Source organism: Flavobacterium urumqiense, assembly GCF_900108015.1.
In the GTDB taxonomy this organism is placed as follows: Bacteria; Bacteroidota; Bacteroidia; order Flavobacteriales; family Flavobacteriaceae; genus Flavobacterium; species Flavobacterium urumqiense.
Map to the genome: position 1 here is coordinate 346,146 of NZ_FNVP01000001.1, position 22,647 is coordinate 368,792.

At 34.5% G+C, this 22,647-nt stretch carries 17 protein-coding genes and 1 tRNA gene; 11 read left to right on the top strand and 7 right to left on the bottom strand.

Features of this window, described 5'->3' with window-relative positions:
• Positions 1–26: 26 nt before the first annotated feature.
• From C4S35_RS01520 to C4S35_RS01545, 5 genes are all read right to left on the bottom strand, one after another.
• Entirely contained in the window at positions 27–1,379 is a 1,353-nt protein-coding gene (locus C4S35_RS01520; RefSeq protein ID WP_103998467.1) for a DUF5689 domain-containing protein, read from the bottom strand.
• A 175-nt stretch (positions 1,380–1,554) separates the two neighbouring features.
• On the bottom strand, positions 1,555–4,392 hold the full coding sequence (locus C4S35_RS01525) for a carboxypeptidase-like regulatory domain-containing protein (RefSeq protein ID WP_103998468.1): 2,838 nt from the start codon (positions 4,390–4,392) through the stop codon (positions 1,555–1,557).
• A gap of 318 nt (positions 4,393–4,710) precedes the next feature.
• On the bottom strand, positions 4,711–5,922 hold the full coding sequence (locus C4S35_RS01535; RefSeq protein ID WP_103998470.1) for an MFS transporter: 1,212 nt from the start codon (positions 5,920–5,922) through the stop codon (positions 4,711–4,713).
• A gap of 190 nt (positions 5,923–6,112) precedes the next feature.
• Complete coding sequence (locus C4S35_RS01540; RefSeq protein ID WP_103998471.1) at positions 6,113–7,153, bottom strand: Gfo/Idh/MocA family oxidoreductase; 1,041 nt, start codon at positions 7,151–7,153, stop codon at positions 6,113–6,115.
• Between the two features lie 104 nt (positions 7,154–7,257).
• Positions 7,258–8,325 (bottom strand): NADH:flavin oxidoreductase/NADH oxidase, encoded by a 1,068-nt coding sequence (locus tag C4S35_RS01545; RefSeq protein ID WP_103998472.1) that lies wholly within the window; start codon positions 8,323–8,325, stop codon positions 7,258–7,260.
• 188 nt (positions 8,326–8,513) lie between these two features.
• Between C4S35_RS01545 and rseP the strand changes: the two genes are divergently transcribed.
• The 7 genes from rseP to C4S35_RS01575 all read left to right on the top strand — a co-directional run bounded on the left by rseP (position 8,514) and on the right by C4S35_RS01575 (position 14,582).
• On the top strand, positions 8,514–9,857 hold the full coding sequence (gene rseP / locus C4S35_RS01550; protein ID WP_103998473.1) for an RIP metalloprotease RseP: 1,344 nt from the start codon (positions 8,514–8,516) through the stop codon (positions 9,855–9,857).
• Positions 9,858–9,995: 138 nt separating this feature from the next.
• Positions 9,996–10,069 (top strand) — tRNA-Asn (locus C4S35_RS01555).
• Positions 10,070–10,293: 224 nt separating this feature from the next.
• On the top strand, positions 10,294–10,458 hold the full coding sequence (locus tag C4S35_RS15905) for an Arm DNA-binding domain-containing protein (RefSeq protein ID WP_244175170.1): 165 nt from the start codon (positions 10,294–10,296) through the stop codon (positions 10,456–10,458).
• 77 nt (positions 10,459–10,535) lie between these two features.
• A complete protein-coding gene (locus C4S35_RS01560) occupies positions 10,536–11,507 on the top strand; it encodes a site-specific integrase (protein WP_244175171.1) in 972 nt (323 codons plus the stop codon).
• Between the two features lie 253 nt (positions 11,508–11,760).
• Positions 11,761–12,234, top strand: a complete 474-nt coding sequence (locus tag C4S35_RS01565; protein WP_103998474.1) for a T9SS type A sorting domain-containing protein — start codon at positions 11,761–11,763, stop codon at positions 12,232–12,234.
• A 24-nt stretch (positions 12,235–12,258) separates the two neighbouring features.
• The gene (locus tag C4S35_RS01570; RefSeq protein WP_103998475.1) at positions 12,259–14,052 is read left to right on the top strand and encodes a beta strand repeat-containing protein; all 1,794 of its coding nucleotides are present in this window, start codon (positions 12,259–12,261) and stop codon (positions 14,050–14,052) included.
• 218 nt (positions 14,053–14,270) lie between these two features.
• Positions 14,271–14,582, top strand: coding sequence for a hypothetical protein (locus tag C4S35_RS01575; RefSeq protein ID WP_103998476.1), 312 nt, complete (start codon positions 14,271–14,273; stop codon positions 14,580–14,582).
• A 473-nt stretch (positions 14,583–15,055) separates the two neighbouring features.
• Here the strand turns inward: C4S35_RS01575 and C4S35_RS01580 are convergent, their stop codons facing one another.
• The gene (locus tag C4S35_RS01580) at positions 15,056–15,475 is read right to left on the bottom strand and encodes a DUF2452 domain-containing protein (protein WP_091203393.1); all 420 of its coding nucleotides are present in this window, start codon (positions 15,473–15,475) and stop codon (positions 15,056–15,058) included.
• Positions 15,476–15,977: 502 nt separating this feature from the next.
• Here C4S35_RS01580 and C4S35_RS01585 point away from each other — a divergent pair.
• Both C4S35_RS01585 and C4S35_RS01590 read left to right on the top strand, forming a co-directional pair.
• On the top strand, positions 15,978–17,102 hold the full coding sequence (locus C4S35_RS01585) for a PQQ-dependent sugar dehydrogenase (RefSeq protein WP_103998477.1): 1,125 nt from the start codon (positions 15,978–15,980) through the stop codon (positions 17,100–17,102).
• Between the two features lie 3 nt (positions 17,103–17,105).
• Positions 17,106–17,549 carry a c-type cytochrome gene (locus tag C4S35_RS01590; protein ID WP_103998478.1) on the top strand — a complete coding sequence of 148 codons (444 nt, stop codon included), beginning with the start codon at positions 17,106–17,108 and terminating at the stop codon, positions 17,547–17,549.
• A gap of 22 nt (positions 17,550–17,571) precedes the next feature.
• Here the strand turns inward: C4S35_RS01590 and C4S35_RS01595 are convergent, their stop codons facing one another.
• On the bottom strand, positions 17,572–19,650 hold the full coding sequence (locus tag C4S35_RS01595) for a TonB-dependent receptor family protein (RefSeq protein ID WP_244175172.1): 2,079 nt from the start codon (positions 19,648–19,650) through the stop codon (positions 17,572–17,574).
• Positions 19,651–20,667: 1,017 nt separating this feature from the next.
• Between C4S35_RS01595 and C4S35_RS01600 the strand changes: the two genes are divergently transcribed.
• Together C4S35_RS01600 and C4S35_RS01605 are read left to right on the top strand one after the other, a co-directional pair.
• Positions 20,668–21,693: a hypothetical protein gene (locus tag C4S35_RS01600; protein ID WP_103998479.1), complete on the top strand. Its 1,026-nt coding sequence runs from the start codon at positions 20,668–20,670 to the stop codon at positions 21,691–21,693.
• A gap of 24 nt (positions 21,694–21,717) precedes the next feature.
• Positions 21,718–22,560 (top strand): polysaccharide deacetylase family protein, encoded by an 843-nt coding sequence (locus tag C4S35_RS01605; RefSeq protein WP_103998480.1) that lies wholly within the window; start codon positions 21,718–21,720, stop codon positions 22,558–22,560.
• The last annotated feature ends 87 nt before the right edge of the window (positions 22,561–22,647 follow it).

Sequence of the window (22,647 nt, forward strand, 5' to 3'; positions counted from 1 at the left end):
TATTTTCAATGGCTATATGACTAGTGTTAATTTTCGAAAACCTGCACATTATCCACTTGAAAAGCGCCATCCAAAGCCAGATTTTTTCCGGAACCTGTATATTTGAAAGCAATATTGATTTTACCTTTATATGAAGATAAATCTATTGCGCCACTTCCTATAAATTGATACCAGGGCGTGGCTTGTTTAGGTAATTTCGCCAAAACCGGAATCCAAGTCGCAGTCGCTACATTCAATCCGTCAAAATTTGTGGAAACATAAACTTCTAAAGAATTCAAAGGGGAATCAACATCCAAGTGATGCTGGGCAGCTCTAAAAGTCAAGACTTCATTAGTATGCTTGTCCATGTCTATTTTTGGAGAAATCAACCAAGCCACATTCGAAACTACCTTTGCGCCTGAAATATTAAATTCGGCATACCCGTTTCCGGAATACACTGTTCCCTTCCAGAAAAGCGCTCCCTTTTGGACAATATTTGCCCAACCCGGAATACTCAAATTTGATTTATTAATCACCGTTTCAAAATCTTCTGAGAAAAATGGAGCTGTTCTTGTTCCAGTTATCACAACATCTTTCTCCGACCGTGGTAATAATTGATAATCCGTCCCATATTTTGTTAAAATTCCTCTTACTTTTCCACTTCCATTTGGAACTAAACTACTCGAAAAATCAGCAAAACTACTGGTTCTAAAATACAGTTGATTCCCTAATTTATCCATCAAACCCCAGTTGGTTGCGCCACCCACATTATTCGTTTCCTCAAAATAATGACGACCAATAGCATCAGCCGTAAACTGGACATCAGATAATTCAACCAAAGTATTCAAATTAGAATCACTCAATAGTTCTTGCATGGAAATTGTCTTTATCAGAAGCTCCTCCTTTACATTTGTACAAGAAGCATTCAACACATTTTTATAGTCATTTTGGGAAAGTCGCCCCACTCCACCTTCATTATAAGAATTGACAAAAATACTTCCTATTCGCATGCCTCCAAACGAAATATCAGTGTATTGATCTTTTAGTTTTATATACACTTTATTGCCCAGTCTATAATCAATATACAAATTACTGGCATCCACAGGAACACTAAAACCTATTGCTGGTGTTGTGGCTGTTGCCAAAGTTTGAAAGGAAATAGACTTGAAAAAATTACCCGATTCATCGCTGGAAACAACGTAAGCTTCTATGATATCGTCATACTGATATTGGGTTACAATTGCATTAGCATTTTCCCTCACTTCCGCAACGGTTCGGTTTACAGTTAAATCCGATTGGGTACAAGTTAGTCTAGGAACATCAACTGCATCGTTTACACAACTTGTAAAAAGGATGACGATTGTAATAGAAAAAAATAGGAAATTGAAAATTGGTTTCATAAATGACTATTTATTGTTAAAAATGATTTTTCTGAAATCTATTATTCACATGAGCTTACATTTCTTCTATAATTCACACATCCCAGTCGTTTTTTTGAACCATATAAGAAGTATAACTCGGTACAAATTTTAGAATATATTAATTGTTTGCGTCCATAACGTAATCCGTTTGTGTTTATAAATTGATAGACAAATTGATGAAATAGGTTCTTCCGTAGCCGTAAAAATATTTGTTGCCAAAAGAGGGTGTTCCACTGGAAGCATCCTGATTGCGTTGCCTGAAATTGGCATTTCTGGCTTGCTCGTAACCACCCGTTTTGTAAGCCGCATTGAGCACATTATTGATGCTCGCAAAAAGCCCAACATTCTTCCCATATATTCTCCATGATTTCCCACCCGTGAGATTTAACAAAGTCGTAGGATCAAATTTTTCCTGTTGCAAAAGTTCTCTGGCTCTTTCTTCGGTCGCTTCAGGAAAATTGAAACCACTTGCTGGGTTGGTGTAAAAATGATTCGTTCTTGCAATTGGAGAAACATCAATATAACTGTTTGCTAAATAATTTATATTAGCTCCAATCCACCAATATTTTGGGTCACGATATTCAATTCCTAAAGCATATGCCTGCTGTGGCATTCCTGCTTGTTTGTAATTTTTCAATAGCGCTGTTCCAAAATTAAAAACTGGATTCGTATTTTCTATTGAAGCTTCGGCATCATTTGTTACGGTTACATTTGGGTTGCTATCATAGCTGAATTTACCAAAAGCCACCGAAAAAGTGGTTTTTAAAGTTGGATTCATCTGATATTCCAAACTTAACTCCGCGCCTAAATTCTTCTTGTTCAAATGCGTCAGTGTTTGACTCACAAATGCGCTGGTGTTGTTATACCCAGCACCGTCATCAAAAATTCCTTCGGCATAAAAGAAAGAAGTTTGAGTTGCATTTTTTATCAGTGTGTAATAAGCAGTAATGCGTGCTTTGAAAGTGGGAGAATGAAAAATATAACTAGCATCTAAACTGCTAATGTTTTCACTTTCCAGTCCGTTTATGATTGAGTTATTCAATCTTGAATTAGGAAAAGTATTTCTGATTGTTGGGGCTTTTGTCAGATGCGCTCCATTAAAAACCAATAATTTTTTCCCTGATATTTTAAAGGTAATTCCTCCTTTGAATCCAAAATTTTCAAACAGCACTTTTTCACTTTTACCCAGAGAATTGGTTCCGTAAATTCCATTTTTATACAAGCCCTCTCTTTGATAAATAGTGCTGGAGAAATTTTGTGTCAGGTAAAATTCTACCTTGTTATACGAAAATTTAAATTGCGTAAAGGCATCTACTATATTGGCCGCATAATTGTAGTTATAACCATATTTATCCCCTACAACCACTTGCCTATTTGGATTATTTAAATCAGACTGGGATTGATTTCCAGTATAAAACCCATCGATATCGTCAAAATACAAACCTCCTAATAAATCCAAAACTTTTTGGTAATTGTGTGATTTCAAATTTCTAAAAGATGCTCCTGCATTCAGGAAAATAGTCTCATTCAATTGTGTGTTAAATATCGAAGTCGCAACAATAGTTTTATCATCAGTTCGGTCTTCGTACAAAACATATTTGCTTCTGGCGGGTTCGTATCCTGAAATTATTCCATTTGTATCTACAATCGGGTTTTGATTGGCTCGGTACATCGCATTCCAATCGATTTGTTGATTCGCTAAAAACAACACTTTACTTTTCTCCGCATTCTCAAAATCAGGTGTAAATCCACCTGAAAACTCACCATTATCTTTTGCATATAACGAACTGTAATAACTCGGCATTTTTCTATAGTATGTTGGATCCGGACTATTGGCATTTTGATAATCGAGGTTAGAATTTCCTATTTTCCCAAATTGATACATTAAACTGGAATTCAAATTGGTGTGATCATTTATTTTAAAATAATGGTTTAGCATCACAATCGGTTCTTCGATAGTTTTCATTCTCGCATTTCTCTTTTTGCCGTCTTGGAGACCCCAATAAGAATTGTATTTTTCGCTTGTTAATTGAGAAACTTCATGCGTATTTGGAGCGTTTTTCCCTCTTGAATTTGGTGTGTAAAAAGCAGTTATATTTAGGGAATGGAAATCGTTTATTTTTTTTTCGACACTTAAAAAAAGAGAATTCGCATCGTAATTTGTTCCTTCAAAATAGCCCTCGGTCGCCAGTCGCTTTCCTGCGGAAATAGCAAATGCCCAACCTTTATCATTCATTCCCGAAGCATAAGTTCCCATCATGCGCCAACTGTAATTGGTATTCGTTCCGGAAAATGAAATACGGGAACCTGGCCTGTAAATGGAAGCGCGTGTATTGATTTCCTGGGTACCTAAAATCCCTCCAAAAGTATAATCAGATGGTGAAGTTCCCACGGAAAATTCCTGATTTCGGGTAACATCGTTGAGCCCGCCCCAATCGCCCCACTGCGGTCTTCCATCATATAATTTATTCATCACAACACCATTAATCATCATCGTAGAATGTTCGCTGTCTAGTCCCCGAATCCGGAATCGGGCTTGTCCCCAATTGAAGGCCGCAGCCTGTTGAAAAGCATCTTTAGAAGATTGCAAAAGCCCTGATGTATTTTCGGAACCGCTATTGTCATCACTAAAATCACTTTCAGTAAGCGCAATCAAACTCCCTTGTTGTTCTATAGATTGGTCTTCCTCTAAAGCTATTGTTCCCAGGTCCAACATTTGCCCTTCAAGTATATCTATCGGATACAAAGCATCTTTAAAACCTTGGCTATGAATGAGGATTAAAAAATTGCCAGCAGGTACTGTTTCAAATTTGAAAATACCTGCCGTATTGGTGAGTTCCATCAAATTGGTGTTTTGAATAGTAACAACAACTAAAGCTAACGGGTTTTGGGTTTTAATATCGATAATCTTACCTAAAATTCCCTTTTCCTGCTGTGCAAAAGCAAATTTAAACTGTATTATCAAGAAAAGCGTGAGGTAAAATTTATTCATAAATAGTCGCTGGTTATATAAATACGTTTGAAAGTAATTGTTTAAATAAAATAGTTTTTGGATTCAATTAAAACCATTGCAATGGTTTTCCAAATAGGTAAAATAGTTTGGAAATTAAAGGGAAATGTTTTTTGGAAAAGTGTGGTATTTAAAATCCTAAACAAAATTAAAAAACTGCATTTTTGGATTTCTGCCAATAAAAATAAGAAAAAAATTGTAAAACAATTCGTTTTAGTAAAATAATTCTCATAAAAAAATCCGAATCGGTTTACAAACGATTCGGATTTTTTAAAATAAATTCTAAAAAATAAATTTAATTTATTGAATGGCTTTGATTCTGGAAACCATAAATGCAATCAGAATTCCAAAAACACCGATAAAAGCAAATGAAAATCGCAGACCAAATAATTCGGCAATATATCCAATTACTGGCGGCCCCATCAAAAAGCCAAGAAAACTTACGCTTGAAACTATTGTTAATGCTTCACCGGGAGGAACTGTTGGGTTTTTTCCCGCAATACTGTAAATAGTAGGAACAATAGTGGAAACTCCCAATCCAACAAACATAAATGCAATTGTGGACGGAATTAAATACGGGAAAAATACGGCCGTAAAAAGACCTGCTGAAATTATAACTCCGCTGATTTGCATTACTAATTTTCTTCCAAATTTATGAATCAAACCATCTCCAAAAAATCTTCCTCCCGCCATCATAATCATGAACGATGTATATCCTAAAATCACTAATGGTCCAGGCGCTTTGATAACATCTTTAAAATAAACGCCACTCCAATCGAACATCACGCCTTCACTTGCCATACAACAAAAACCAATTATGCCCAACCAAATTAAAGCACTGTCTGGTTTTGTAAATAATTTTTTCTTTTCGCTTTTAATTTTTTCCTTGGCTTTTATCAAAAATTTATAATTGAAAACTAACAATAAAAGAACAATTCCGCCAACAATCGTAAAATGAATCAGGGGAGTAAGTTTTAATGCCAGCATCCCTAAACCTACTAAAGCGCCTATGAAACCCGCTAAACTCCACATGCCGTGAAACGAAGACATTATTGTTTTTTTAAAAAGTTCTTCGGTGTAAACACCTTGTGTATTTACGGCAATATTAGACAAGTTACCGAAAATTCCAAATAATAATAATCCAAAGGAAAGTTGCCAAGAAGCGGTAGCCAATCCTAAATTTGCTAAACTAAAAACATAAAATATCAGGGAAAATACAAGGATGCGATGACTCCCAAAACGGGTCACTAATTTTCCAGAAAAAGGCATAATAATCAGTTGTCCCATAGGAATTGCAAACAGAATAGTTCCTAATTCTGCTGATCCTAAATGCAATTCGGTTTTAATATCGGGAATTCTGCTGGCCCAAGTGGCAAAACACAATCCCATACCAAAATAAAACATGGATACAGCCCAACGAATTCTTTTCAAATAAGAAAGTTTCGCGTTTTTATACGTTTTCTTGTATTTTGCTTTGGTTTTAAACCGAGATATAAAATTTAAATCAATCAAGTGACGTCCGTTTTGAAATTAATTTTTCAAAATTACAAAAAGTAACCGTTCCTCGTGTCTAAACAAAATAATTGTCCATAATTACATCGTTATTGTTTATAAAAATTACAAATTCTGGTTAAAAAAGTAATCATCGTAAATTCGACAATTGAACAAGTATTAAAAAAAATTAGCGAATTCGCGGTTAATTTTATAAGTTAATCACTTTCTTCTGGGCGTTACTATGAATTGCGGCTTCAATAATTTGCATGACATGAACGCCATCCTGAGCTGTTACAGGTTCTGGCTGATCATTAAAAATGGAATTATAAACCTCATCAAAAAAATAGTAGTAGTTCCCCTTAAGTGTTGTTACATTTTCCAGTAACATATTAGTCTGAAACTCGGTATGGAGAAGCCCTTCTTTACTCTTAGGTTCTGTTCCCCAATCCTCTAAATTAGGTTTTCTTCCCAATTTCAAATCGTCTTCCTGCACATCGCCACGCGGTTTCAGGAAAGATCCTTTTTTGCCGTGAATCACATAAGCAGGATTGGCTTCTCTAACAAAAAACCCCGCTTTCAACCGGACGCGAAAATCAGGATAATATAATAAAATATCAATGTAATCATCTACTAAAGAATGTTCTCTAGTGATTCGGATATCTGCAAAAACAGCTTGTGGCAAACCAAACAAACACAGTGCCTGATCAATTAAATGAGGACCTAAATCCTTCAGAATTCCAGCTCCGGAATTAGCGGTTTCTTTATGTTGTTTCGGACTTAAAAGTGGATTATATCTGTCAAAATGAAATTCGGCTTCCACGATTTCGCCAAGCACTTTGTCCGAAATAATTTTTTGAACGGTTTTAAAATCACTATCCCATCTCCTGTTTTGGAAAACGGCCAATTTCACTCCCCTTTCTTTTGCCAATGCTGCTAATTCCATCGCTTCGGCAACGGTTGTGGTAAATGCTTTTTCTACAATGGCATGTTTTCCGGCAAGCAATACTTTTTTGGCATATTCATAATGCGTTTCTACCGGTGTATTTACGATTACCAAATCGACATCGTCTTCGAGAAGAGCCTCAATTGCAAAATAACTTTTAACCGATGGGTAATCCTCTCGTATCAGTTTTTTACTTCTTTCCCAGGAACCTATCAGTTCAAATCCGGGGTGAAATGATATAAATGGAGCATGGAATACTTTTCCGGACATTCCATAGGAAAGCAAAGCCGTTCTTATTTTTTGCATGGTATCATTTTTCAAATTAGTGGCGTTTATTTTTAAAACATATAAGTCATATAAGAAATCTTAGAAAAAACTTATATGACTTATATGTTTTAAAAATCAGAGTCTTACTTTTTAGCTCTTTCATATTGTTTTGGCCACGACACATCGGCATGAAGTGCTGAAGCAAATGTCAACCCTAAATTCGGATTTCTTAACGATTCTCTGGCAAACAAGACCAAGTCTGCCTTACCTGAGGCAATAATTTCTTCTGCTTGAGTGGCTTCGGTTATCAAGCCCACGGCGCCAGTTCTAATTACAACTTCCCTTTTAATTTGTTCAGCAAAAGGTACTTGGTAATTTGGAGCCAATTGAATTTGTTGAAACGACACCGCTCCACCCGAAGAAACATCTATTAAATCCACACCTTTTTCCTTTAGTATTTTCGAAAGCTGTACTGATTCTTCAATATTCCATCCGCCTTCAGCCCAGTCAGTTGCTGATATTCTGATAAATAAAGGCAACTCTTTTTTCCATTCGGATTTTACGGCTTCCACCACTTCCAGAGTCAATCGGATTCGATTTTCGAAACTTCCTCCGTATTCATCGGTTCTAAAATTGGACAAAGGCGAAAGAAACTGATGTAATAAATAACCGTGTGCAGCATGAATTTCAATTACTTGAAAACCTGCTTGGACCGCTCTTTTCGTAGCAGATGCAAAGTCAGAAACGACTTTTTGAATTCCGGATTTATCAAGCGCTATTGGTACTTCTTCGTTTTCGTGGTATCCTACAGCAGTTGGAGCCACGGTTTCCCATCCCCCAAGAGCTACATCTATTTTTCTACCGCCTTCCCATGGAGATGCAGAACTGGCTTTTCTTCCGGCATGCGCCAATTGTATTCCGGGAACTGCATTTTGACTGAGAATAAATTGATTTATAATTTTCATCTTGTCCATCTGCTCGTCTTTCCAAAGTCCTAAATCTCCCGGAGAAATTCGGCCTTCGGGAGAAACTGAAGTGGCTTCCTGAATAATCAATCCCGCTCCACCGCTGGCACGACTGCCTAAATGTACGAGATGCCAATCATTGGCAAAACCATCTGTTGCTGAATATTGGCACATTGGAGAAATAACAATTCTATTTTTAAACGTAATACTTTTTATTTGAAGAGGAGAAAATAATTTTGAAGACATAAAGTTGATTTTAAAGTGAAGATAACGAGAAATATCGTTTCAAAAAAGTAAAGTTAAGGGACATTGATGAAAGTAAAAATTGAAATTCTATTAATTAACAAACTTTTAAACGGTATGGAACAATTATTGTAAATTAAATAAATAGAAAACCTTACTTTTGTAAGTTGTAAAAGAACTAAAATTAAAAAATGGACATATTTATAAAGCTTTCTCAATTTTTATTGAGCTTATCATTACTTATTATACTTCACGAATTAGGACACTTTATTCCTGCTAAATTATTCAAAACCAGAGTCGAAAAATTTTACTTGTTTTTTGATGTTAAATATTCCCTTCTTAAAAAGAAAATTGGCGAAACCGAATACGGTATTGGTTGGTTGCCTTTAGGCGGTTACGTAAAAATATCCGGAATGATCGACGAAAGCATGGATAAAGAACAAATGGCTTTACCTCCGCAACCATGGGAATTTCGTTCCAAACCAGCATGGCAACGTTTGATTATTATGCTTGGCGGTGTTACTGTGAATTTCATTTTGGCATTTATTATTTATATAGGAATGGCATTTGCTTATGGCGATACTTATATTGCTAATTCAGACTTGAAAGACGGCCTTTTGATCGAGAATAAAGCGATGCAAAATGCAGGTTTCAAGACGGGAGATAAAATCTTGGCAGTTGATGGTGAAAAAATAGCCAAATTCGACAATGATATTAATGCAAAAATTGTAATGGGCAAACAGGTCCTTGTTGAAAGAAACGGAATCCAACAAGAAATCAAAATACCGAATGATTTTGTAAATCAATTGTCAAAAGTTGAAAAAGCACCAATCGTAGGAATTAGAATACCCTTTGTTATTGGAGCTGTTGAATCCGAATCTAAAAATATAACATTACAGCCAAAGGATATTTTTCTTTCCCTAAACGGTGAAAAAACAAAATATCTTGATGAGGCAAAAGTTGTTTTAGAAAAAAACAAAAATAAAACTATTCCTGCTACCATTATAAGAAATCAAAAGGAAGAACGTATTAACGTTGTCGTTTCCAGAGAAGGTACGCTAGGAGTGCAATTAGGTGGATTAGGAATGGCTTCACTAGAAAAATTAGGTTACTACAAAGTGAGCAAACAAGAATTTAGTTTATTGGAGTCTATTCCATTTGGAATTACAAAAGGTAAAAACCAATTGGTAGGATACGGAAAACAATTAAAAATGATTTTTAGTCCAAGTACTGGCGCTTACAAACAAGTAGGTGGTTTTAAAGCCATATTTGATATTTTTCCTAGTAACTGGAGTTGGGAAACCTTTTGGTCAATTACGGCAATCTTATCAATAATGCTTGGAGTAATGAACTTATTGCCGATTCCTGCACTTGATGGGGGTCATGTAATGTTTTTATTATATGAAATCGTCAGCGGCAAAAAACCAAGTGACAAATTCCTAGAGAATGCGCAAATGGTTGGTTTCGTATTACTTATAACACTGTTACTATTTGCTAACGGAAATGACATTTACAAGGCAATTGTAGGGAAGTAAAAAAAAATAAAAAAAGTTTACAATTTGCTTGCAGAAATCAAATTTACCCCTATCTTTGCACCGCTTTACAAGTGAAACATTCATCATAATAAAGCAGCAAAAAACGTTCATTCCTTATCAGAATAAAAATATACAGTTTCCTTCTTAGCTCAGTTGGTTAGAGCATCTGACTGTTAATCAGAGGGTCCTTGGTTCGAGCCCAAGAGAGGGAGCTTTTTAAAAAGACTTTACAGCAATGTAAGGTCTTTTTTGTTTTAAAGCGTTAGTGAAATCGGGACTTCACGGCGATTCAGTAGAGAATAGAGATTTTTTGACTTCTGCCAACTTGCCAACTTATTTTGCAAAAAAAGGCAACATATTAGGAAACACCTCTTTTTCTAAAAGGCAACACTTTTTTTATCGTAACCATTTGCATGTCTGACTTAAACTAAAAGTTATGACATCAGAAAATTTCAAAATTCTATTTATTCAAGGAAAGAATAGAACAAACAAGAAGAATCAATCTCCATTGTATTGCAGATTAACCTTAAATGGGAACAGGAAACAGCTCAGTACAGGTATTCATATTGAAACTGAGCATTGGGCTCTAAAAACCAAGTAATTCTAAAATCCCATAAATCTGCAATTCTATACAACTCTGAACTTGACAAAATAAAATCTAAGGTCATTAGCATCTACATGATTTTAAGATTACAGGAAAATCCTTATTCTGTTGAAGACATTCATGACAAATACTTAGGCAAAGAACTAAAAAAAAGTGAATTTGTTCTTTCCTACTACAAACAGTATCTCTCCAAAATTAAAAAACTGGTAGGTTTAGAAATCAAAGACAACACCTATAACAAATTCGTTTATGTAGGCAACCATTTAGAAGCATTCCTAAAATGTAAATACAAGAAAGCAGATTACCCACTACAAGATTTAAGTTTACAGTTTTTAAATGATTTTGACTACTATTTAAAGACTGAGAAGAAGCAAGAACAAATTACAATTAACAAAACCATTCAAAGGCTTAGAACACCTATAAAACAAGCAATTTCGGAGGGTTATTTAGACAGAGATTCATTCATACTTCATAAGTCAAAAACAGTCCGTAAAACCGTTATATTCCTTACTACAGAAGAACTCAAAACCCTTGAAGAAGCTGTATTGCAACAAAAAAGATTAAGCACAATTCAAGACTTATTTATTTTTTGCTGTTACACAGATTTAGCATACAATGAAATGACAAATCTTGAAAAACAGAATATTCAATTAGGTTTCGATGGAATTAATTGGATACAGATGAAACGTGAGAAAACACAACGTCAAATCTCCATTCCAATCCTTCCAAAAGCACAAGAAATCATTGATAAGTATTCAAATAATGATAATCTCGTGTTCCCATCTATAAGCAATCAGAAATTTAACTCGTATCTCAAGGAGATTGCTAACATAACAGGGATTGAGAAAAGGTTGACACACCATATCGCCAGAAAAACATTTGCTTCTACAGTTTTGCTGTTCAACGATGTTCCAATGGAAATCGTATCAGAACTATTAGGTAATAAAAATATGGTGATTACACAAGAAAGTTACGGGAAGGTGGTGCAAAAGAAAGTTAGTGAAGAAATGAAGAAATTAAAATTAAGAATTGATGCAAATCTATAGATGTAAATATCACTAAAAGTGGATATTATGTAGATTAACTAATAAACGTTGATTTGTTAAATATGTCAAACTTTTTAAAACTATTTGTCTAAAAATGAGGAAAGCCGTAAAGAAGTGATTTTTAAATACAATTACTTTGTGTTAATTATATGAAATTTAAAATATATCTTTAAACGGATATTGTTGGCTAAGAAAATTAGTCCTTACTGTTACCATTAATATTAGATTTTTAACCTTAAAGTTGTTTAAAATTATGAAAAACACAATTCTGACTGTTTTTTTACTACTTACCTTCTTCAGTTACGCTCAAAGTATTTCAAAGGCTGTGATTGGTATGGCAGGTAAAACCCAAACAAATGGAGGTATTTCTGTTTCTTGGACAGCAGGGGAGCCTATAGTTGGGTTAATGAGTGCTGGCGGGAATCAATTAGGGAATGGGTATTATCCTTCGTTGGATGTTAAAGCCTTATCAAAACAAGATTTCACAATGGAAGTAGCCATTAGGGTTTATCCAAATCCGACCTCTAACTATTTGTATGCAGAACAAAAAGACCAGCACCAATTAGCAATAAATTTAGTAGATATTAACGGAAGGGTCTTGTTAGAAAACAAAATCAACTCTGGAGGACAGATTGATATTACTAATTTTTCAAAAGGAATCTACATCATACAAGTCCAAGATTTGCAAACCAAAAAGAAAAATACGTACAAAATCATTAAAAAATAGCCTTAAAATAAAACTGTCTAGATTATGAAAAAACTTTTACTCCTTTTATTATTAATTCAAAGTACAATATTAATAGCACAAGCTCCACAGGGATTTAATTATCAAGCCACAGTAAGAAATGGTTCAGGTGGATTAATTACAAACCAAAACGTTAATTTCAAATTTAACGTGATGCAAAACACACCAACAAGTGTTCCTGTCTTTTCAGAAACTCATTTTGCACCCACCGATGATTTAGGCGCTGTCAATTTAGTTATAGGGAAAGGCACAGCAACTACAGGAACATTTCCTAACATTGATTGGGGGAATGGGAATTACTATTTAGGGATTGAACTTAATACAGGAAGTGGTTATGTAGCTATGGGAACAACACAGTTACTGAGCGTTCCTTATGCATTATATGCTAAAAGTTCTGGGACAAATGCAACCGTAGGAGCAATTAGCGCTATTTCTACAGTCAATGGAGCATCAATTACATCTGGAGAATTAAACTTATCTCCTGCAGATGCAACTAACGGAGGGATAATCACTACAGGTATACAAACCATAGCTGGTGCTAAAACATTTAGTTCGGATTTGAATGTTAATGGTGCTACAGTTGGTAAAGGAACTGGAAACAATATCTACAACACGGCTATTGGTACAAATTCTCTTGCGTCTAATACAACTGGACAATGGAATACTGCAAATGGCTATACTGCTCTTAAAGCGAATACCACAGGAAGTAGTAATACTGCTATAGGGCTTCAGGCACTCTTGAAAAATACCATTGGAAATGATAACAATGCAATTGGGGACAATGCTCTTTATAACAATACTACTGGAAATGATAATATTGCTATTGGAGTTTCCTCGCTTCAATCCAACACTACGGGAGATACCAATATTGCTATTGGAACCACTTCGCTTACTAAAAACACCACTGGATTTCAAAACATTGCAAATGGAGGATTTTCACTCAATAACAATACCACAGGATCAAACAATATTGCAAACGGAGTTAGTTCCCTTTCTAAAAATACCACGGGAAGTAACAACACGGCTATTGGTGCGCAAGCGCTTAGCGCTAACATCTTGGGAAATGGCAACACAGCTATTGGTTATTGGGCTAATACCATAGGGGATTTAACCAATGCAACCGCAATAGGGAATGGTGCGAAAGTTTCCACAAGTAACACCATACAATTAGGAGACACAAATGTAACTTCGGTGAGTACCAGCGGTAATTATACTGGTAAGGCATTTGTTAAAACTGGAGGTACTGCCTCACAATATTTAATGGCTGATGGGAGTGTGTCTGATACAGGTGCAGTCAGCCAAAACAAGGGAAAACCATCTATAATGATTAGTGGAAAGATTACCGATGCACAAGCAGCTGCTCAAATAGCAGCAGAATTTGGTCCTCATACTGAAAATATATTCATCAATAACACAACAGGATTAACTTATATTGATTTGAGTATGATTGTGAAATTAATAGAATTAAGAATATCAAACAATATGAATCTGACAAGGATAAATCTAAAATATCTCTCTGAAACTTATGGGACTTGTCTAGTTGGAACAAATCCTTTGCTTTCCACTATTGACTTACCTGCTTTAACTTCTATCGGTAGCGGTTCAGAGTTTATCTTTAGTAATAATGCCTTACCAAGTTCATTTATAAATACCTTTTTAAATAGATTGTTAAACGTAACACCAACTTCCGGAAAATACATAATTCTAAACCAACAAAATCCTCCTGCGCCACCCACAGGTCAAGGTATAATAGACTTAGCAACCTTGAAGAGTGCTGGAAATTCTGTTTACACAGATTAATTTTTTTAAATTACTTCATTGCAACTTGATAAATTTATTTTAGATATATAACCAAAAGAAATGTAATAGATATAATCTTAAGTTGATCTAAAGCCGTGAATAATTTTAATGTAAATTTTAAATAAACACATTTAGATAAACAAACTTTACTTAATAAATTTCTGATAAAGTAGTATTTACTAAATATGCTCTGCTCAGAAGACTGCCTTAATTTAAAGATGGGACAATTCAAAAATTATATATGTTTAACGAGAGAAGTAAGAATGCAATTCTTAAAAGATAGTATTGCAGAACTTTATCCATTTATAGATGATGATATTGAATTTTACAATGACAAGTTGGATTTTAACATCCTTTCATACAATTCAAAAATCAAATGGAATTATCCCTTAACGGAAAAATACAGAGACAATTGGGATTGGAATTCCATAGAGCAGAACGACTCAATAAGCAAAAATTTTAATTTGGCTTTACTTTCCCTGATAAGGTTACTTGTCCATTATCAAAATGTGACTGTTTTAGAAATTTAGATTTTTGAGAAAACTTAGATGACAACTGCGAAAAATTTGAAAAACCTGTAGCAATTGTTCCTCGGGTAATAATCAAGAATTTATATGTTTACAGGCTTATATACTATTTAATAAATGAAAAAACTATAAATGATGAAGCTCTATTAATGTTATATTTTCTTACTAGAGAATTAGATTTTATAGACAAAGAAGAGGACTAAAAAATTAAAAAGCTCTTTAATATTTACCTCTAAGGTACCCATCTAAAATCTCGAGGCGCCCATTTTAAATTCCGAATTGTTATGCCAATTGTTTAACTCAAAATCAATTGGAAACATCAACCAAGAAAAAATCACAATTTTGTTTGTAATCAGTCCGACTAAAATCAATGAAAAGGGATTATGCTCTCTTAGATAATTCACTTCAGTAAATCAATTCTGTTTTTAGAAATATGAAGAAACGCTAAATATCCATATTACCTCGCTTATTCTAATTTAATAGAGATGGGAATCTTGTGCATTCAGGAGAATCCATTTTTTATCACTGTTCAGTTTAAAGGTGCCAATATGTTCCTTATTCCATTCATCAGGTCCTATTAAAGAAAGAAAATTTACGCCTGTGGCATCTCTGTACAAATGATAAATTTCACCAATGACGGGTTCAAATGAAAATTTAGCGCTGTACACTAATTCATTCCATTCGTATTCTTGCATCAACTTTTGATATTGCAGCTTCAGTTCGTTAAACTTATTTCCAAGCTCTTTATTCACATTGTCAATCCCTCTACTTTTCCAAGAAACCACATCATCAACCCTAATTACCGGGGCTCCAACATTTGTAGCGTAAGGCAATACATTCGCATTAAAACCTTTTTCAACTGAATATACGACATTATCTGGTTTTTTATTTTTCATCAAATTTTAATTTATTTTTTTCAATTAATTCCGAAGAATCAATCAGTAACATTTCATCTATAATTTTTAAAATGAGTTTAAAATGGTTGTTTGTACAATACTTTTTTATTTCTACCAAAATTCTCTTGAAAGCAAAAATGGATTTACAAATTTCAAAACGTACATTTTAAAAGCTATTTTGTTTAATAATATTGATGCAAAGTTAAACAAATAATTCAAATCGGCAGTAAAAATAAAGCTTAGAAGGGCAATATTAATTTTGTTTCAACTTCTTATTCCAAAATTAATAAAATATTTATTTTCAATGTGTCGTAAAAAATAATTTTATATTCAGATTTAGAAGACTATAAAAAGCTATTTGAATTCTGACAGCAAAAACAGGACTTCAATAATTATGTTTTGTTAATTCTAAGCAAAAATATACACCTTTTTAAATTTTTAAATCCTCTTTTACTATCTTTAAAAGATTTATTTTTTTTTAAAATGCCCAAAAATAAAACTCATGAAAAAAATCAAATTAGTTTCACTTACAATTATATCATTCCTTTCTTTCAGTTGCGATGCGCAAGTCAAATCCAATGACATTCCCCTTAAAGACGAAGTAAAAAACTATACGCTCGAAACCGTAGCTTCAGATATTGCTATTCCGTGGGGAATGACTTGGTTGCCAGACGGCAGCATGTTAGTTACTGAAAAAAGCGGTATTTTATATCAAGTCAAAAACGGTACAAAAAAGGAAATCAAAAATGTTCCTAAAGTATATTCTCGTGGACAAGGCGGATTGTTAGACATCGTACTGCATCCTGATTATGCTAAAAATGGCTGGATTTATATGACGTATGCTTCCGATGAAGGGGAAGGAACTGGCGGTCACACAAAACTCATTCGAGCAAAATTATTGGACGGAAGTCTGACACAAATTGAATCGCTTTACAAAGCCACTCCGAATACCACAAAAGGACAGCATTTTGGTTCCCGAATTATATTTGATAATGATGGCTATTTATATTTCTCTATTGGAGAGCGCGGCGAACATTTTGTAAATCCGCAAGATATTAAACGCGACGGTGGAAAAATATATCGATTAAATGATGACGGAAGCATTCCTAAAGACAATCCATTTGTAGGCCAGACTGGAGCAAAAGAAGCAATTTACACTTATGGGAATCGCAATCCTCAGGGAATGGCAAAAAACCCTGTAACAGGCGCAATTTGGGCACATGAACACGGTCCTCAAGGTGGAGATGAAATCAACATAATAAAAAAAGGAGTAAATTATGGATGGCCTGTGGTCACTTATGGTATTGATTACGATGGAACAACTATCAGTAAAGAAAATGAAAAACCAGGCATTGAAAAACCTATTTATTATTGGTTGCCTTCTATCGCCCCAAGCGGAATGACTTTTGTTACCAGTGATAAATATCCGGACTGGAAAGGACATTTGTTGGTAGGCTCTTTGAAATTTCAATATCTTGAATTGCTAAAGTTGAAAGGCAATGAAGTTATCGGCAGACAAAAAATCGCAACCGATATTGGTCGTGTACGTAATGTGGCACAAGGTCCAGATGGCTATATTTATATGGGCGTAGAAGGAAAAGGAATTATTAAAATCATACCTAATTAGACTATGTTTACAACGAAATTATTTTTAGGATTTGGACTATTTGTATTGGGAAGCTTCTCAATTGCAAACCCATTTTCTCCAGACAACTATATTGACTTGAATACTGAAATCGCAGTCGTTTCAAAATTTCAGTCACCCGGAAAAGAAATTTATGCTGATTTTTGTATGCAATGCCATGGCGCAAATGGAAAAGGAGATGGTAAGAACTTCCCACCTCTTGCCGGTTCTGATTGGTTAAAAACTAAGAGAAATCAAAGTATCGCTGCCGTAAAATTTGGACAAAGTGGCGAAATTGTTGTCAATAAAATCAAGTACAACAGCAGCATGCCAGCCATGGGACTTACGAATCAGGAAGTTGCCGATGTGATGAATTACATCATGACTTCTTGGAGTAATAAACAAACCAAAATCGTTACCGAGAAAGAAGTCGCAGCCATTAAAAAATAAAATTCGGACTTAGGATTGGTCTCTAAAAAACATAAGACACCGAAAAACCTCCATAAAAATTGACAGGATTTCCCGGATAAAAATAGCGTGGGGCGGCAGTCCCAAAACCTACAGCATTCGGTAGAATGTTCGCTGCGTATTTAGTGTCCAATGCATTATTAACTCCAGCATTCATCTCTATTCTTAAGATTTTAAGATTCGTAAAAACATACGTCGTTTTGATGTCAAGCAACGAATACCGCTCACTGTATTTTGTATTGGAATCGTTTAACGGAATTTTACCCATCGTTCGAAAAGAAGTGTTAACACTAAATCCCTTTTTTGTATTTAAATCCACACCAAAATTGAATTGTTTTTCGGGAACTCCAGTAAGTTGGTTTCCCGAATAATTCGCGTCACCATCCAAAAATTCTTTAAATTTAAAAGTATTCACCGCTCCTGAAAAATAAGGTGTAATTTGAAGTTGGGTCAATTCCAAAAATTTATAATTAATCAAGAATTCCAACCCTGTATGGGAACTGCTACCCGCATTAATGCCTACAAATTGATCATCAGCGGTGCGACGTGCCACCAATAAATTTTTAATTTGTGTGGTATAAAACGTTACTTCCGTATATATTTTATTTGTAATCCAATTTCCTTTGAAACCCAGTTCGTAATTCCAACCTATTTCGGGTTTTAAATTGGTGTTTATTTGACCTTCAGGAGTCAATGTCTCCGCAACTGAAGGCACCGAAAATCCTTTGCTAACCGACGTAAATATATTTTTCCCTTTGCTTATTTTGTACGAAAAGCCAACTCTTGGCGACCAAACGTTTCCAAAAGTAAAAGGCATCTTTTGACCTCCAGAATTATTTTCGAAAACATCTTCTACCGAATATTTGGTTGTGTTTAACGCTACTCCGGTTTCCAGATGCAGTTTTTCTGAAATCCAAAATTCCATTTCTAAAAAGTAGTTGGTGTAATTCCGGTTTTGTTTGATGGCACTAAATTCGTCACCTTTTATACTGCCTTGACCCGGTTGCGATTTGTACAAATTTTTAAAAAGAGAATACTCGTACTTTTCAGTTAATAATTCGGTGCCAAAACTCAGTTCAAATGGCAAGGAAAACATTTGGTCTTTATAATTTACATTGGAACGAAAACCCGCAGCATTTGTTTTTTCATCCAAAATATCAAAAGGTCTGGGTTCGTACGCGTCTTTGAAATTAGAAAAAACACTGGTTTGTATAGACCACTTCTCAGAAAATTGATGGTCGTATCCTAATCCGAACATAAATTTGTCATACGACTCAAAACCTTGCGCGGCTGCCCAAGTTGCGGCTGCTTTCTCAGGATTATTTTTTAAATCAGTCTCATTGATAGAACTTGGAATAAAAGCTTTCAGTCGGGTGAACGTTCCTAAAAATGACAAAGTGCCGGCGGAACCAATTTTTTGTTTACCATGCAGGTTCAATGATTTTCTGTTGTAGGAGCTGTTTGCTCTGAATCCGTCGCTTTGTAAATCCGTAAAGCTTGTAAATACATTTGTTTGGGAATCGCTGTATCCTGCCGAAAGACGTTGTTGCAACAACCCAAAACTTCCAAAGGTAATCGTTGATTTCCCGAATGATTCCAACAAAGGCGTTTCTCGTGAAAACAATTGGATTACACCGCCCAAACCGGAACCAAAACTAGTGGAATTTGGCCCTTTTATAATTTCAATTTTTTCGATCGATGCTAAATCAATATCATCAATCGTAGTTTCACCTTCACCGGAAGTCAATGGAATCCCATCAAAATAGGCTTTTATCTTATTGGTTCCGTATTGAGATCGGGCGCCAATACCACGAATCGTAATCCTATTGGTATTCAAAGCGCCTTGTTGCATCGTAACGCCCGGGATTTTGTTTAAAATTGGAGTCAGTATAATTCCGTCACTTTTATTGATGTCGGCAATAGTAATTACTGAAATGGAAGAAGCCGTATTTTGAAGTATGTTTTTGATTGGCGAACCCATCAATGTGATTTCTGAAAGTGCAATCGTATCTTTTTTTATTTGTCCAAAAACAGCAGTCGCACTACATAAAAAAAGGAGGAAAGAAACGGATTTTTTGAACAATTGTTAAGTATTTAGATGAGTAAAAACTTTTATAAAGTTAGCATTTTCTTTTATCTTATAAAAGAGCTTACAGGTTGAAATTTGGTTTATCGTGAAGATCCAGTACGATTTATTGCTATTCAATTACTAAACGATAATTCTATGATACTCCTGATTATTATTTAATTTAAAAAAAAATCAACCGTTTACGGGAAACCGTAAAATAGCTACAATATAGATAATTATGTTTGTAAAGCAAAAAACCCAATAATCCAGAAAACAAAAATTTAAACCTTTGGAAATAGCATGCTGATATAGGGAAGTTTCAATACCGTATCCATTTGTAATTTGTTCTTGACTGAAACACTTTGCTAATCGAGACTTTAAGAAGTTTCCCTCCAAAGTTTGTTTTTAAAATATTGTATTGCTTTGCGACTTCCATGTTATAATGGGGTTTTGGTTAATCAGTGTTGTGAAGTGAAAAGAAGACTGTCTGTAAGGATAGTCTTTTTTGTTTACAACGATTGGAAAAGGCAAAAAAGGAAGTGGAACCGATAGAAAATAATAGAATTCTTAACAAAAAGAATTATATTTGAGAAATATCACTAAAAGTGGGTATTGCATAAATAAAATATTACTCGTTTTTTTGTATAAATTATATAAGGTAACAACTATAAATTTAAATGTTATGATAAAAATTCTATACTTATTGATTGTTGGTATGGTTTGCTTTTTATTCAAAATAATACAATAAGCCTATCTTTTGACGGCAATAGTTTTCGGCAACTATTATTTTAAAGACAGTGTACTAATTTGAAAAGGCTTCCAAAAAGGAGGCCTTTTCAAATTAGTACGATTAGTAGCGTTAACCGGAGCTGGCTATTAATCAGGACATAAAAAGCTCGCCATTAAATATAACGTTAAAGCCGCAGTTATCTGTGAATTATATAAAAAATTCTACCTTGGAACACTATTCTAATGGACCAGCCGTTCTTAAAATACTTTATATTTGCATTGAAAAATAATTAGACTTAATTTATGAAAAAGCCACTTTTTGCATTCCTAATCCTTCCAATAGTGTTTTTAGTATCCAGTTGCAATCGTGGAAAAGCGGCTGACATAGAAACCGGAAAAGAAAAAACTACAAACGTTCAGACTGATTCAGTAAAAGAACCAATAGTTCAAACCATCGACACGGTTGATTACAACAAGAGAATGGTGGCTTTGAGCAATAACGATACCACGGGAAGATGGCCTGTAAAAGCACCTTACCCTTTGGCCGGAGCATTATTGCCATACAACAGAATAATTGCTTATTACGGAAATCTATATTCTAAAAGAATGGGGATTTTAGGAGAAATACCAAGAGTTGAGATGGTTAAAAAATTACAAGGAGAAGTGGCTAAATGGCAAGCTGCAGATCCATCTGTGAAAGCTATTCCAGCGTTACATTATATTGCTACTACAGCCCAAGGCGCACCTGGTAAAGACAATAAGCACCGCATGCGAATGCCATTTAAACAAATAGATACTATTTTAAGCTGGGCAAAACCTATTAATGCTTTAGTATTTTTAGATATTCAAGTGGGTCACAGTAATGTGAAAGATGAAGTTACTACGCTTGTAAAATACCTTTCAATGCCTAATGTTCATTTGGGAATTGATCCTGAATTTTCATTGAAAAATGGAGAGATTCCTGGTTCTAAAATTGGAACTTTTACTGCTGATGACATCAATGATGCTATTGATATTTTAGCCGACGTTGTACGTAAAAACAAACTAACTCCAAAAATACTTGTTGTTCACCGTTTTACACAAGGCATGGTGAAAAATTATAAAAATATTAAAAAGGTGCCAGAAGTTCAGATAGTAATGGACATGGATGGTTTTGGTGATAAAGTTCTAAAAAAGGATTCTTATGTGAGTTATATTTATAAAGAACCAGTTCAATTTACCGGGTTTAAATTATTTTATAAAAATGATATTAGAAAAAATTGGGTGATGTACACTCCGGAAGAATTGGTGAAATTTACACCTAAACCTAGCTACATTCAATACCAATAATTCCTTTAAATAAATTTTCGATTTATGAAAAATAGTGCTTTTTTAGTTTTTGCAGGTCTTTTTTTACTAGTAGGTTGTCACTCTGAAACCGGTAAAACCAAAAATGGGATCGTTCTATCTGTTGCGCCTATTATTAAAAAAATAGCACCAAAAAAAACAATGGCTGACGCGGCAACAATTCTTTCCAAAAAAGAAGTGCCTATATTATGCTATCACAATATTAAAGAACTTAAAGCGGGTGATGGCGAAATGACAAAAACATATACTGTTTCACTAGCAAATTTTGCGCAGCAAATGAAAGCCTTGTCAGATGCCGGCTATCACAGTATTTTACCAAATCAACTGTATGACTATCTCGTATATGACGCTCCATTACCTTCAAATCCGGTAATGATCACATTTGACGATACTCGGGAAGAACAATTTAGCATTGGTGCTGCAGAAATGAAAAAATACGGGTTTAAAGGAGTATTCTTTGTAATGACCGTTTCGATTGGTCGTCCTAACTATTTAAGTAAAGAGCAAATCAAAAGTTTATCTGATAGTGGAAATGTCGTTGCAGCACATACTTGGGACCATCACATGGTAACAAAATATGCTGGTGAGGACTGGAATACACAATTGGTAAAACCCAAAACTAAATTGGAAGAAATCATTGGCAAGCCGGTGACTTATTTTGCTTATCCATTCGGATTGTGGAATAAAGCAGCTATTCCTGAGTTAAAAAAGAGCGAATACCAAATGGCTTATATTTTAGCAACAAAAAGAGATTCTGTTGATCCATTGTATACAATCAGACGTATTATTGTTGCTGGTCAATGGTCTACTCCAAGTACAATGAAAGCTATAAAATCTTCTTTCAATTAGCAATTGTAAAAAGTACAGAAGTTAGTTATTCTAGTCTATAAAATAGAAACACCCTATTCTTGTGTTGAGAATAGGGTGTTTTTTTGT

Bases quoted from the DNA above. Each gene is read 5' to 3' on its own strand.
- C4S35_RS01600 (WP_103998479.1), top strand. From the start codon at position 20,668: ATGAAAAAGCCACTTTTTGCATTCCTAATCCTTCCAATAGTGTTTTTA.
- C4S35_RS01565 (WP_103998474.1), top strand. From the start codon at position 11,761: ATGAAAAACACAATTCTGACTGTTTTTTTACTACTTACCTTCTTCAGT.
- C4S35_RS01525 (WP_103998468.1), bottom strand. From the start codon at position 4,392: ATGAATAAATTTTACCTCACGCTTTTCTTGATAATACAGTTTAAATTT.
- C4S35_RS15905 (WP_244175170.1), top strand. From the start codon at position 10,294: ATGACATCAGAAAATTTCAAAATTCTATTTATTCAAGGAAAGAATAGA.
- C4S35_RS01520 (WP_103998467.1), bottom strand. From the start codon at position 1,379: ATGAAACCAATTTTCAATTTCCTATTTTTTTCTATTACAATCGTCATC.
- C4S35_RS01575 (WP_103998476.1), top strand. From the start codon at position 14,271: ATGGGACAATTCAAAAATTATATATGTTTAACGAGAGAAGTAAGAATG.
- rseP (WP_103998473.1), top strand. From the start codon at position 8,514: ATGGACATATTTATAAAGCTTTCTCAATTTTTATTGAGCTTATCATTA.
- C4S35_RS01545 (WP_103998472.1), bottom strand. From the start codon at position 8,325: ATGTCTTCAAAATTATTTTCTCCTCTTCAAATAAAAAGTATTACGTTT.
- C4S35_RS01570 (WP_103998475.1), top strand. From the start codon at position 12,259: ATGAAAAAACTTTTACTCCTTTTATTATTAATTCAAAGTACAATATTA.
- C4S35_RS01585 (WP_103998477.1), top strand. From the start codon at position 15,978: ATGAAAAAAATCAAATTAGTTTCACTTACAATTATATCATTCCTTTCT.
- C4S35_RS01560 (WP_244175171.1), top strand. From the start codon at position 10,536: ATGATTTTAAGATTACAGGAAAATCCTTATTCTGTTGAAGACATTCAT.
- C4S35_RS01605 (WP_103998480.1), top strand. From the start codon at position 21,718: ATGAAAAATAGTGCTTTTTTAGTTTTTGCAGGTCTTTTTTTACTAGTA.
- C4S35_RS01590 (WP_103998478.1), top strand. From the start codon at position 17,106: ATGTTTACAACGAAATTATTTTTAGGATTTGGACTATTTGTATTGGGA.
- C4S35_RS01580 (WP_091203393.1), bottom strand. From the start codon at position 15,475: ATGAAAAATAAAAAACCAGATAATGTCGTATATTCAGTTGAAAAAGGT.
- C4S35_RS01540 (WP_103998471.1), bottom strand. From the start codon at position 7,153: ATGCAAAAAATAAGAACGGCTTTGCTTTCCTATGGAATGTCCGGAAAA.